Consider the following 12429-nt stretch of genomic DNA (forward strand, 5'->3'; position numbering starts at 1 on the left):
CCAGCTGCATAATGCGCCGTCAGAACCTATAACCAATCAACAGCATCTAAGCAGAAAAACTCACCCCTCTCTCTACTCCTCCATAACCTTACTGATGTCAGGAGCATCAGCAGCCTTCATACCAACCACATGATAACCACAATCTACATAAAGGGTACTTCCAGTGGTCCCAACACCCAAATCACTCAACAAGTACAACGCCGCTCCACCAACATCCTCAATGGTAGTATTACGCTTCAAAGGAGCATTGTACCTGCTCCACATATGCACATACCTAAAATCTCCTATCCCAGCAGCAGCCAACGTTCTTACAGGTCCAGCCGAAATGGCATTCACCCTGATTTTTAGCCCTCCAAAATCAACTGCTAAATACTTGACGCTAGCCTCTAATGCGGCCTTACATACCCCCATTACATTGTAGTGGGGCACTACCTTCTCTGCACCATAGTAAGAAAGCGTCAATATGCTGCCCCCATTCTTCATCAGGGATTCAGCCCTTCTAGCAACACAGGTAAACGAGTAACAGGACACGTGCATCGATGTTAAAAAGTTGTCCAGCGACGTATCAACATATCTCCCCCTGAGCTGGCTTCTATCAGAGAAAGCCACCGCGTGCACAACAAAATCCACACCACCCCATTCTTTGGCCAATACGTCAAACATGGCGTCAACTGACTGCTCATCAGAGACGTCACACGGTATAACCAACTTAGAACCTATGGACTCCGCAAGGGGATCTACCCTCTTCTTAAGGGCCTCAGAGAGGTAGGTAAGAGCGACTTCTCCGCCTTGATCAGCTACAGCCTTAGCTATTCCCCACGCAAGGGATCTGTCATTGGCAACCCCTATGACCACCCCCTTCTTACCATGCATAAGCGTACCTGTAGACACAAGACCTCGCAAATCCAAACACTACGCATAATGAGACCAAGCGGGAGTGACGAGACTCGAACTCGCGACCTCAAACGTGACAGGCTTGCGCTCTAACCAACTGAGCTACACCCCCCACAGGTCAAGCGACATGCTAATGTCTATGCAGTGCATTGTCAATCACAGTTTTGATCACTAGTAAAATTAAATTTTTGCTGCTGCACTATCCACAGAAAAGCGATAGATCGGGAAAAAATCTCCGAACCTCATTGCCTCGTAATCCTAATTATGAAGTCCCTGCTATGCCCTCGGAAATCAACCTATTGACAATTTCAGGGTTAGCTTTTCCCTGCGTTTCTTTCATAACTTGACCAACGAAATATCCAAACAGCTTTTCCTTACCTTGCTTATACTCTAAAACTTTTTCCCTATTGCTACTGAGAACTTTGTGCACTATATCCTTCAAAACACCCTCATCCAAGACCTGCTGCAGCCCACAATCAGAAACTATTTTAAATGCAGACTCCCCCGTCTCAAACATTTTTGCAAAGACCTGCTTGGCTATCTTGGCCGAAATAGTACCCTCGACAATTAGTTTCAACAATCCGCCTAAATCCTCAGAACTCACCGGCGAACTCTTTATGTCCAGCCCCCTCTTGTTTAGCGCACCGAAAAGCTCCACCGTAACCCATGAAACAACTAGATCTACGGGAAACTTGGATACACCAAGTACTCTCTCAAAATACTCAGCAATATGCCTATCTGAAGAAAGAACAGACGCATTGTAAGTAGACATACCCAAGTCTTTCACATACCGGTTGAGTTTTGCATCAGGTAACTCTGGCAATGTGTCGCGTATGCTGCTTATAAACTCTTGAGTTATTTCAATAGGACGTAAATCTGGATCAGGAAAATAGCGATAATCGCATACATCCTCTTTTTCTCTCATAGTTTTTGTACTTCCAGAATCCACGTCATACAGCAACGTAGTTTGCCGTACTTTTCCGCCATTTTCCAAAATTTCGACCTGTTTTCTAGCCTCATACTCAATAGCCTGAGCCATGTATTTTATGGAATTTAGGTTCTTTATCTCCGAACGCACCCCTAGCGCACTTTCCCCCACTCTCCTCACTGAAACATTTGCATCGCAGCGCAATGAGCCATTTTCCATATCACCGTCACAAGTTCCTACATACCTTAGAATCATGCGCAGCTTTCTCAGATACTCAGCAGCTTCCTCAGCAGACCTCAAATCGGGCTCAGAAATGATTTCCATGAGCGCCACACCCGCTCTATTGAAGTCTAGACAGGTTTTTTCGCCCATGTGCATGCTTTTCCCAGCATCTTGCTCAAGGTGTATGCTGGATATCCTTATCTCCTTACCAGCGCCTATATTGTCCAGTACTATGCACCCATTCCTGGCTATGGGATGGTAAAACTGAGTAATTTGATAACCCAGCGCAAGGTCAGGATAAAAGTAATTTTTTCTATCAAATATAGAGCGGGTATTTATATCACAAGAAAGAGCAAGCGCGGTCCTGACGGCCTGTTCTACGCAGTAAAAATTCACAACCGGCAATACACCAGGCATAGCAACATCTAAAAGAGCAACCTGTGTGTTAGGGTCAGAGTTAAAGTCAGCAGAAGCCCCAGAAAACAATTTGCTCTTTGAGCTAACCTGCGCATGGACTTCTAGTCCAATAACCATCTCCCATTGATCACTACTTCCTTCTATTATTCCACACGTCACGCTAATTACTCTCCTATCACTTTAGGTTTGAAAAAAATGATGCAACTTCCTTGGAAGCCATGACTTTCCCGTGCACCACATAAGACTCGTGATTATCATCAATTTTAGAAAGCTCATAGCTATAGTTAACCATAATCCCCATGGAAGAAGAAATACCCTTCTCCGAGCTATCCGCCATCCAGTTAAGTCTTTTTATAGATGCACCATTACTGAGATGAAAATGAGCAACAGGATCTATCACTTTGCTGCCGTTCTTCGTATTCAAATAGTTTGCACACAATTTGACGAACATATCCTGCACAGCAACTGGTATGCAGGCCTCATTTTCTGAATTTATCGAATCAATATATGAAAGCAGCTCTTCTACGGGAAGAAATATGCCAAAGTTGCACAAAAAGCTATCCCCCTCCATCGAGAGCTTCTGCCTCAACCACCTAGTAAAGCCCGGAATGGGTGAAAGGGTTACGTAAGTCTTGATGTTAGGAAACTCACTAGATAACCTACTCACCACCCTCTTTATCAAAAAATTCCCCAAACTAATACCCGTAAGGCCCACTTGCGTATTAGAAATTGAGTAAAATACCGCAACCTTGGCATCATTAGGATCTTTTTTAGGTGCGCTGTAATCAAGCAACTCCTGTATGTTGTCCGCTATTTCATCTAAGAGAGCGACTTCCACAAAGATTAGAGGTTCGCACGGCACCTTGTAGTGAAAAAAGGCAAAACACCTTCTATCATAATCAAGTCTATGGCGCAGATCCTCCCAGCACGAGATTGCGTGCACCGCCTCATAGATAACCAACTTATCCAATAATGATGCGGGGGAATCCCACGTTATATGGCGCAACTCTAATAATCCAACATCAAACAGAGAGGAAAGTACGCTCTTTAAGTCCCTTTCTAAAGCAAAAAACCCCCCTTCTTCTTTGCCCAAAGTTATGACATCTGCTCTCATGTCTACTAAAAATTTCACCCCTTCCGACAGCGACATGAATTGCTTCAAAATGCTCAGCCTAGGCGAACACAATACCGCTATCAAATCAAATCTCAGCTTTTCTTCCAGATCGTCATCCGTATTGTCAATGTATTCCCTTATTTTAAGCTCTATGTCACTCCTTTCAGAGCTAAAATGATCGTTCAGTAGGCGCAAGAACCTAGCCTTGCCCGTGTCAGAAAGTTGCAAATACAGATTTCCTAGAGACACTGTGTTGTGCCTAGCCTTTACCTCGCCACCCTTGGGGCTTATGCACTCACGCATTTTGTTCAGCAGGTTACTGACATCCTGGGTCTTGGACAAATCCTTCCCTATGTTGCCAACCCATGAAAGAACGACATCCGTTACTTCATCTATAACCCTTGCAACACCGCTGAATGTTCTATGTTTTATTTTTAGCAGAGAGTTTTCCACATGAAAACTGCGTCTAGTCTACCTGCGGGTAGGCTACAGTATTTGTCTCATCTAGTCCACCAATAAGTTTATAATTTCTGGTGGCACGAATGTACAAACAAAATTGCGTTAGCGGCACCAGCGTTTTAGGCAACACGCACGTACTTCACAGGGGATCATTAGGAAAATTGCAGTACTTTCTACCGTAACAAAGACTTGAATTTTACGCACCGCAGGAATATCATCATCTCAGTCAGATTCTTGCGGTTCAGTTGTATGTCTTCTCTGGGTATCAATAAAGTCATTCTGGTCGGACATCTGGGTAAAGATCCAGATATCAGGGTGATGCAGAACGGGAAAGAGATGGCAAGCTTTTCTCTAGCTACCTCTGAGGCATGGGTTGATAAAGCATCGGGGTCTCGTACAGAGAAAACAGAGTGGCACAACGTTGTGGTGTTTAGCGAAGGGCTTGTAAAGATTATAAAGTCCTCTGCACGCAAAGGTAGCAAGGTTTATCTCGAAGGCTCTATCCGCACTAGGAAGTGGGTTGATCAGAACAACAGTGATAGATACACAACTGAGATTGTACTACAGAACTTCAATTCTGCATTGTGTCTGTTAGATTCTAGGGGTGGTGCACCAGTAAACGCTGATCAGTCCTACGAAGATGTAGATACTGCTACGGATAGCCGTGGCAGCAGATTCCCTGACGATAACGCTGGTGGCAGCTCTGACAACGCTATGAGCTTCATCATGGACGATGAAGGAAGTACAGATGAGGACATAGACGAAATACCATTCTAGTAATTCGGTCCCTCTTTTATGTGTTCTAGGCAAATTGCACACAAAAAACCCTAGGGTAACCCTGCTGAAGCCCTGGACATAGAGTGATTCACGTAGGGTTAGCACTACGCTGCTTCTAGTACATGACTACGCACCGCCGCTAGCATTGCCACAACAGATACACACCCTGCGCAGCTATTGCTTTGCTCTAGATATCATCAAAAGAGTGCAAGAACCTTCACTTATACTCTACATGCCTCTCAGGTAATAAGCTCTGTCACAGCTAGAAGTTGGGCCTAACAGAGCTCAAAACAGCGGATATACACTACAAAAAATATCTATCCACTATTTAGGAAGCAAACTGCAAAACGTAGCGCCCTTTATCATTCACCTTCACGAGGAAGACAAACACAACCAGTATAATCGAAGACAACACAGTGAGATATAGCCCTGGCATCGTGTCAAAGCCAGTATTGTGGTAAAACCATAAGCACAACGCCGGCGCCAACGCGCCCATAAGATAGCCTCCGCTATACCCCAAGGAAAAACATCTCTGCCTCACCTCTATAGGAAATAGGAAGATGACAAACGATCCGTACCATCCCAAATATAAGCCTGACAACACAGCGCTCATAAGCCTAGCAGCCATGTAACCTTCTCTAATAAAGTGCATGACTGGATACGCACATAGAACTATCGCACAGAGACAACAAATGAAAGATATCCGACGTTTCGCAAAGTCAGATACAAATATCCCAGTACTTGCACAAAGCGCCAGAAGCACCAGGGAAAACTCATATTCCAAAAACTTCGACTCTCGCCCTATTTCTAGATACACAACGGGTATGTAGAAAAACCCAGATGATAAAGAGGCCATAGAGGTGACTAGTAGTATAACACCTATATTCTTCAGCAGAGAAGTAGCCTTCATTGGACTCTCACTCTTACTAGCTGACGATGACTTGTATTCAATATACTCCGTGCTTTCTCGAATGAGACCTCTTAAGTAAGGAATGGAAAAACTTATGAGTACGGCCCCCATGAATGGTATCCTCCATCCCCACACCTGCATCTGCTCCACAGACAACATCGCTTCAGACACCTTTAGCGTCATCACTCCCACAATCATGGAAAACGCACAGAGAATTATCCTAACAGACCAAATTATCCTGATTCCTCTATCTCCAACACTTTCAGCCATAAGCACTACACCACCTGTCTCGGCTCCGTAAGCAAGTCCCTGCATAATGCGCAAAATTGATAGCAAGATTATGGAATAAATCCCCAGAACACTGGGAGTTGGTAAAAGCGCCATCCCCAGTGTGGAAAACACCAATAGTAGAGTGGAAGCATTAAGAGCCACCTTTCTTCCCTTCTTGTCTCCTATATAGCCAAAAAGTAGCGCACCCAGAGGCCTCGCTAGAAATGCGGTAGCAAAAACCAAAAAACTCATAAATGATGCAATGTACGCATCGTCCGAAAACCTAGAATCGTTCAGGAAAAACACCCTACTTATGGTAGGGCTGAGGATGCCATATACTATGAAATCGTAGTGCTCTATGATATTACAAAGAAGCGTAGCAAAAACGCTCCTATGCAGCCCCGTTATCCTCTCCCATAACTTGAACATCTTAGTACTCGTCTCGTGAGCTCCGCGAGTATAGCATTTCACTAAAACACTAGCAAGCTCGGTTATTTAGAATTTAAATAAAATTATACCAAAATCAGCAAACGAGCTCACATAGCCTGAATAACTTGTATTTTCCAACATAAATTACTTAAGCACGCCCCGAAAAAGATCATATTCTGCGTACTTTGTGTCGTCGTTGCCTGTGCAAAATGGAATCTTCCCCTCAAAGTACCTCATCAATAACGTCCCCAGTCCCTTTTTAGCGTCTTCTATGACATTCCAGAAATCTTTTATTTCCACGACCTCAACACCGCCAGGAGTCAATTTCCAATAAGTGAAAGATATATTGCGGCAATCTAAGGTTTCAGACACACATATCGCTTCAGCTATCTCTTTAGCCGCAAAACCAAGCTGCACGTCGATCTGAGAGGGCAGAGATCCTACTTTGTAGCGTATTATCTCTATTCTCCCGCTACTGGGATACTCCACTCTATCGCATTTGGCAGAAACATTGATACAACCCCCTATATTCCATGCAAAATCTCTCCTATTTTCAATCTTTGAAATGGTATCTTTTCTGCTCTTATCTGCCACAAAAAACTCTTTTACTGTTGCCCTGAGTCTAGGCCACCATATGTTCCACATGTGCGGACAATCCTTAATAACTGCTTTGAGCTCATCGTCTGATATAGAAAGAAGCATATCAAAATCGCTGAATAAGCCAGAGTGCTGCAGATATTTACGCAATACACGATGCACAATACTGGCAAAACCTATACCAGAAAATTCAACGTTTACAGGCTTAGCTGGAAAGATACCTAAAACATATCGTAAATAAAACACGTATGGATTATTTATCAGTGTATCAACGGCTTCTGCGGAAAGATTTGCCATGGCATCCTTCCTTTGCCCATCATCAGGACATGAGAATTGCATAATGTCCTCAGTTGCAGCTGTATCATAGCAACTATTAAAATCATTCACGGTGGGTAAGCTATCAGCAGCACCATTATCAGCAGTAAATGTCGTCAAGAAGTTCCAGTACCTAAGCAATATAGGCTCAGTAGTGGCGCTGCACGAGGAATTTATAGATCTACTGATATATACACAATTTGCGTTAAACAACCCATACAGGACATATAAAAAATACCCTCTGTATTCTTCTTCTGATGGGATATTCAATCTATTTCTGGTGCTACTATCGAGTAATCCACTGCACCTTGCCTTAAAGTATTCCTCTTCACTAAACCCCGATAATACTACGAGCTCTTTCTGCACGAAACTTGGAGAAATTAGGTCAATTCCGCCGACACTAAAGCAATGTCGCATCAGGGATGTATACAGCCCCCTGTATTTGTCTAGGGAAAATACCCTTACATCAGCACAGTTTTTCAAAATAACTGAGAAAAATTCTTCTACACACATGATCAGATCTTTATCGCCTTTGGGAGGGAAACCTATCAGTTTGTCCACACAGCAACGGTGCTCACTAGCAAGGCATCCCATAGTGTACTTACCGTCCAACAGGAGCAGCCCCCTAATAGCTTCAGTCACCCTATTCCAAAAATCCTTTAGCCGTGGCACATGTTCATTTACAACATCGCTAATGACAGAAAACCCTGTAGCAGCTCTGTTTCTGACTACTTGCATTTCGAAAAGAGTAACAAGGTTATCGTACTCCTCCCTATCATACCCCAATGTAACAGCAGGATTCTTCAGCATTGAGAGAATGTGCGGAGCTTCACCGCACGATATAACGGCATCAAGAATTGCCAATATCAAGGAAGATACAATGTGAAAGTAATCCTCATCAGCATACTCTTTGCATTCTGCAAGAATGAGAGAATTAATCCTGAGTGTGAGAGAACTGGGACACGTAAACAAAAATTGCTCGCTAATGTTGTTAAGTGGAGGCTGTATACCTTCAGCCATGCGCCCGCTACGTGCATTAATTAACCGATAAACGGCATTAAGATCCAGATTATGGGCTTTGAATTTATCAATGATGTGGGCGGCCTCCATACTTTCAAATTGAAATACGGCAGCCTTGATTTTGCTAGAGGTGTGCACATAAGACTTATCAGGCAAATCAAAGTTAAATAGCATATCAACTGCCTTATCATTGCTATTTTTACCCAGGTACTTGATATCACACCTTTTTATCTCCAACTCCCTCAACAGAGGTATTGTCCAATATTGGTAGTGGTCTTTCTTCGGAAACTCATGTTCTGTGAGATTTAAATTCACATATGGCAATATGATAGCGCATTCGTTCGCTATATCTTCATGTAATACTTTATATAAAAAACGTCTAAATAACTTGCTAAAAATTATACCGGAAATGACTACCTTCTTTCCCCTTATGGCATCTGTTATAGCATCTATACGTCTACAAGTTGCACCTTCAGTAGACATCTTTTTAAGCCACCATTGGGAAAATTCCTGCAGGAATTTCAATTTCCAACTTTCTAAGAACGCATCATCAATAGGGTAAACATCCGTGAAGCTAATCCCATTTGCACATACTTCACCCAGAAATAGCAGCAGCTCTTTTGCTAAATCTATCGGAAAATTGAACCCATGTATGGCATTGTATTCCTCTATAAACTGGCTACATAACAGGAACTTATCTATATTACTTAAATTAATAGTTGAACATTGTAAACAGTTGCACAATGTCACATCAGAAAAGGCTAATATCGTGATATCAAGTGTTTTATTGGTAGTTTTTAATATTTTACATGAAATATTTCCTATATCTCTAACACATGGCACAACTATGGTATCAACATTCTGTGAAGCAGCGTATTTTACCGTCTCACTCACCAGTGATTTGCCACACCCTACTGAGAATACATTTGTCTGTTTCAGATCCACTTTTTTAGCATCAAGATAAAGTCCTCTGTGTAGGATATACACGTACACATCTTATGTCACTTTCAACATTTGAGATTAATTTTCTTCAGTTATCTTAGATACATAACACTTCTTCATATGTTGGCCTAGTCTATGCTGCTATTAACGCTACAGATTCTCTGCCCCATTTGCGTTTTATGCAGTGAAGCTATCCAAATTGAGTTGATATTAGTACATAAAAAAAATACACTTGCTACGTTGTATGTTTTTCTCGTTATTAATGAAATTCCCCAGCATCAGACTGAGACGCAGGCGTGCATATCCTTGGATGCGCGACATGTTGAGAGAAACAACATTACAACCTGAAGATCTCATACTGCCAGTTTTTGTACACGAGCATGGCGACGATCATATCATCCATGAAGATCTTGCTTGCATACGAAGGGTATCAGTTGAAAAAGCAGTATTGATAGCCCAACAAGCATACGAAGAGGGAATTAGCTCGGTAATCTTGTTTCCTACATGTATGAAGAAATCTGAGAACGCTGAAGAAGCTTATAATCCAGAAAATTTGATATGCTCAACAATACGACAAATAAAGACTCGCGTTCCAGAGATAGGGGTTATGGCTGATGTAGCACTTGATCCTTACACCATATCTGGACACGATGGGATACTGATAGATGGTAAAGTGGACAATGATGCAACGGTGCAAATACTTTGTAAGCAGGCAGCAGTATTGGCATCTGCAGGGTGTGATATAATCGCTCCTTCAGACATGATGGACGGAAGAGTTAAGTACATAAGAGAGTTTCTAGATAATTGCTCTTTCAGTAGTACGTGCATTTTGTCTTATGCAGCGAAATTTTGCTCATGCTTATATAGTACATTCAGGGAAGTAGTAGATTCTGTTGCTGACAAGAGAAAGACAATTGACAAAAGTACTTATCAGATGGACATTGCCAATGCGCAAGAAGCGCTACTAGAAATCAAGATGGACATTGATGAGGGAGCAGATTTTGTAATGATAAAGCCTGGGACGTTTTTCTTGGATATCATTTCCACTGCAAGTAAAACGTTTGATGTGCCCATATTTGCTTATCAAGTTAGTGGAGAGTACGCGATGATTAGATCTGCTGCTGCGAGAGGATGGGTAGACTATGATAAGTGCATGTACGAATCTCTCATGGGAATGAAGCGGGCAGGAGCCACTGCAATCGTAACGTATGCAGCTCTTGAGGTTGCAAAAAAATTGAATTCTTCTAGATACAGATGATGTTAGTATTTGCCTCCCAGTTGAACTACTCTTGTGGCGTTATTCAGACAAATTACGAAGATGCCCTCTTAAAGTATACAGAAGCACTGGAGAGGTCTGCTGATGTAGTAGTTTTTGGGCGTTATTCAATATCTGGCTACGTGGGCAGTACCCCTGCTTTATGTAGAGACTTTGCAAAGACCTGTATACAGCACGTCAGAGATCTAGCATCATACGTGAAAGACGTACCAGTGATAATAGGTGGTATTGAGCAGAAAAATAATACTCTAGTAGAGGTCGTATATTTGCTACGTGACAGTCAGTGCAATCGGATACTACAAGTAACTTCTCCCTCTCACGAAAATTTATCTCAAGAGTACGCACTAGTTAGCGTGAGTGGGTTCAACGTGTTGTTAACCTCTGAAGAAAGTTTTTTAAGCGAAGCAAAAGAATCCTTCCTCTGTAGACACGAAAGGGTTTTCTCGAATACTGATATTGTCTTGCTGTTGGGAAAATCTGTTGCCAGGTGCATTGAAGCAGTGCGTAACAGTTGCATTATGCTAACTAGCATGCCGTGCATATATATCAATTTGCTCGGTGGATACGGAGAAAACGTATTTCCCGGCGGGTCTTTTGTTTCTTTCGATAGGAAGGTCTATGCTTTTCCGATGTGGAAAGAGGAATGTAAACTTATAGAGTTTGATGCAAAAACTAAGTCCCTGACTGGAATCAGGGATACAGAAAATAATTTACAGGATCCATACGCGGCATCAAGCAACGCAAGTGTGGAAAAAAACGCTAATGGGAAACCAGTATGTAGCAATAAATTCACATACAATGCGATTATGCTGGCGTTGCGTGACTATGTACGCAAAAACGGTTTCTACGGGGTTACACTTGGGCTGTCGGGCGGTGTAGATTCTGCCTTAGTGGCGACATTATCTGCAGACGCATTGGGACCTGAACTCGTACACACATTCATGTTGCCCACCAGGTATACGGCTAAAATGAGTGTGGAAGATGCGCGTGAATGTTCTCAGCTACTAGGAGTACATCATACGCTCGTCGAGATAGATGGAATATTCTCTTCTATTCTGGAAAGTTTGCATAAATTCCTGAAGCAATCCGCAAACGCTACAGAGGAGAATCTGCAATCGAGAATCAGGGGCATGATCTTGATGGCTGTTAGCAACAGCATGAACCTCCTACTCTTAGCAACTGGAAATAAATCCGAGCTGCTTACTGGATACATGACTCTATACGGAGATACATGTGGAGGTTTTGCACCTTTGAAAAACGTATACAAGACCAGGGTTTATGACCTGGTAAATTGGCGCAATCAAAATATACCTGAGGGGAGTCTCTGTAGGAAAGTGTCTGTTATTCCGCAACGAATAATAGACAGAGCACCTTCTGCAGAGCTAAAGCCAAATCAGACAGATCAAGATACTTTGCCAGAATATTCTGTATTAGATCACATATTGAATTTGCTTATAGATAATGGTTTGTCTAAGGAAGAAGCTGTACATCTTGGATGTAACAGGGATGATGTTGAGCTTGTATCACAAATGATAGAAAAGGCATCCTTCAAGCTTGGGCAAGTGCCTAAGGGACCCTCGACATAGAGCATTCTTAATGCGGTCAATTTGCGGAATCTACATAGTGCTGAAAAGAAGCGCCCACCTGAAAACTTAGGTCCATAACCACCTACATAATCAGATATTTTATTTCGTAAAAAGTTATTAGCAGCAACACCGCCGGTAATTATCAATTTGTCCACATTAGAATAAGATGAATAGATGAATAAATGAAAGACAGAACATTTTATGAGGTCAATTTGCGGAAGCTTTAGCACTAAGAAGCAGACATTCCACGATATATTAGCGCACACTGTGGTA

The 12429-nt window shown here is 42.4% G+C and carries 8 protein-coding genes and 1 tRNA gene; 3 read left to right on the forward strand and 6 right to left on the reverse strand.

All coding sequences use genetic code 11. From position 1 onward, the window contains the following. Positions 1-72: 72 nt before the first annotated feature. From R4I06_RS01395 to R4I06_RS01410, 4 genes are all read right to left on the reverse strand, one after another. Positions 73-873, reverse strand: a complete 801-nt coding sequence (locus R4I06_RS01395; RefSeq protein ID WP_334413709.1) for an SDR family oxidoreductase — start codon at positions 871-873, stop codon at positions 73-75. Positions 874-932: 59 nt separating this feature from the next. Further along, positions 933-1006: transfer RNA gene (locus R4I06_RS01400), tRNA-Asp, on the reverse strand. Between the two features lie 150 nt (positions 1007-1156). Continuing rightward, positions 1157-2626, reverse strand: a complete 1470-nt coding sequence (gatB, locus tag R4I06_RS01405) for an Asp-tRNA(Asn)/Glu-tRNA(Gln) amidotransferase subunit GatB (RefSeq protein WP_334413717.1) — start codon at positions 2624-2626, stop codon at positions 1157-1159. 10 nt (positions 2627-2636) lie between these two features. Next, complete coding sequence (locus R4I06_RS01410) at positions 2637-4028, reverse strand: malonyl-CoA decarboxylase (protein WP_334413710.1); 1392 nt, start codon at positions 4026-4028, stop codon at positions 2637-2639. Between the two features lie 255 nt (positions 4029-4283). Between R4I06_RS01410 and ssb the strand changes: the two genes are divergently transcribed. After that, positions 4284-4811, forward strand: coding sequence for a single-stranded DNA-binding protein (ssb, locus tag R4I06_RS01415; protein WP_334413711.1), 528 nt, complete (start codon positions 4284-4286; stop codon positions 4809-4811). Positions 4812-5139: 328 nt separating this feature from the next. Here ssb and R4I06_RS01420 read toward each other — a convergent pair whose 3' ends face one another. Both R4I06_RS01420 and R4I06_RS01425 read right to left on the reverse strand, forming a co-directional pair. Further along, on the reverse strand, positions 5140-6420 hold the full coding sequence (locus R4I06_RS01420) for an MFS transporter (RefSeq protein ID WP_334413712.1): 1281 nt from the start codon (positions 6418-6420) through the stop codon (positions 5140-5142). Between the two features lie 144 nt (positions 6421-6564). After that, positions 6565-9345 carry a RecB family exonuclease gene (locus tag R4I06_RS01425; protein WP_334413713.1) on the reverse strand — a complete coding sequence of 927 codons (2781 nt, stop codon included), beginning with the start codon at positions 9343-9345 and terminating at the stop codon, positions 6565-6567. A gap of 211 nt (positions 9346-9556) precedes the next feature. On the opposite strand from R4I06_RS01425, the gene hemB reads away from it, so the two are divergent. After that, positions 9557-10552: a porphobilinogen synthase gene (gene hemB / locus R4I06_RS01430; protein WP_334413714.1), complete on the forward strand. Its 996-nt coding sequence runs from the start codon at positions 9557-9559 to the stop codon at positions 10550-10552. Beyond that, positions 10549-12156 (forward strand): NAD(+) synthase, encoded by a 1608-nt coding sequence (gene nadE / locus R4I06_RS01435; protein WP_334413715.1) that lies wholly within the window; start codon positions 10549-10551, stop codon positions 12154-12156. The genes hemB and nadE overlap by 4 nt, the downstream gene beginning before the upstream one ends. Positions 12157-12429 lie beyond the last annotated feature (273 nt).

This window comes from Anaplasma bovis (assembly GCF_036903315.1).
Taxonomy (GTDB): domain Bacteria; phylum Pseudomonadota; class Alphaproteobacteria; order Rickettsiales; family Anaplasmataceae; genus Anaplasma; species Anaplasma bovis.

Excerpts from the sequence above, each read along its gene's own strand:
- R4I06_RS01395 (WP_334413709.1), bottom strand. The coding sequence starts at position 873 with ATGCATGGTAAGAAGGGGGTGGTCATAGGGGTTGCCAATGACAGATCC.
- ssb (WP_334413711.1), top strand. The coding sequence starts at position 4,284 with ATGTCTTCTCTGGGTATCAATAAAGTCATTCTGGTCGGACATCTGGGT.
- R4I06_RS01420 (WP_334413712.1), bottom strand. The coding sequence starts at position 6,420 with ATGTTCAAGTTATGGGAGAGGATAACGGGGCTGCATAGGAGCGTTTTT.
- hemB (WP_334413714.1), top strand. The coding sequence starts at position 9,557 with ATGAAATTCCCCAGCATCAGACTGAGACGCAGGCGTGCATATCCTTGG.
- nadE (WP_334413715.1), top strand. The coding sequence starts at position 10,549 with ATGATGTTAGTATTTGCCTCCCAGTTGAACTACTCTTGTGGCGTTATT.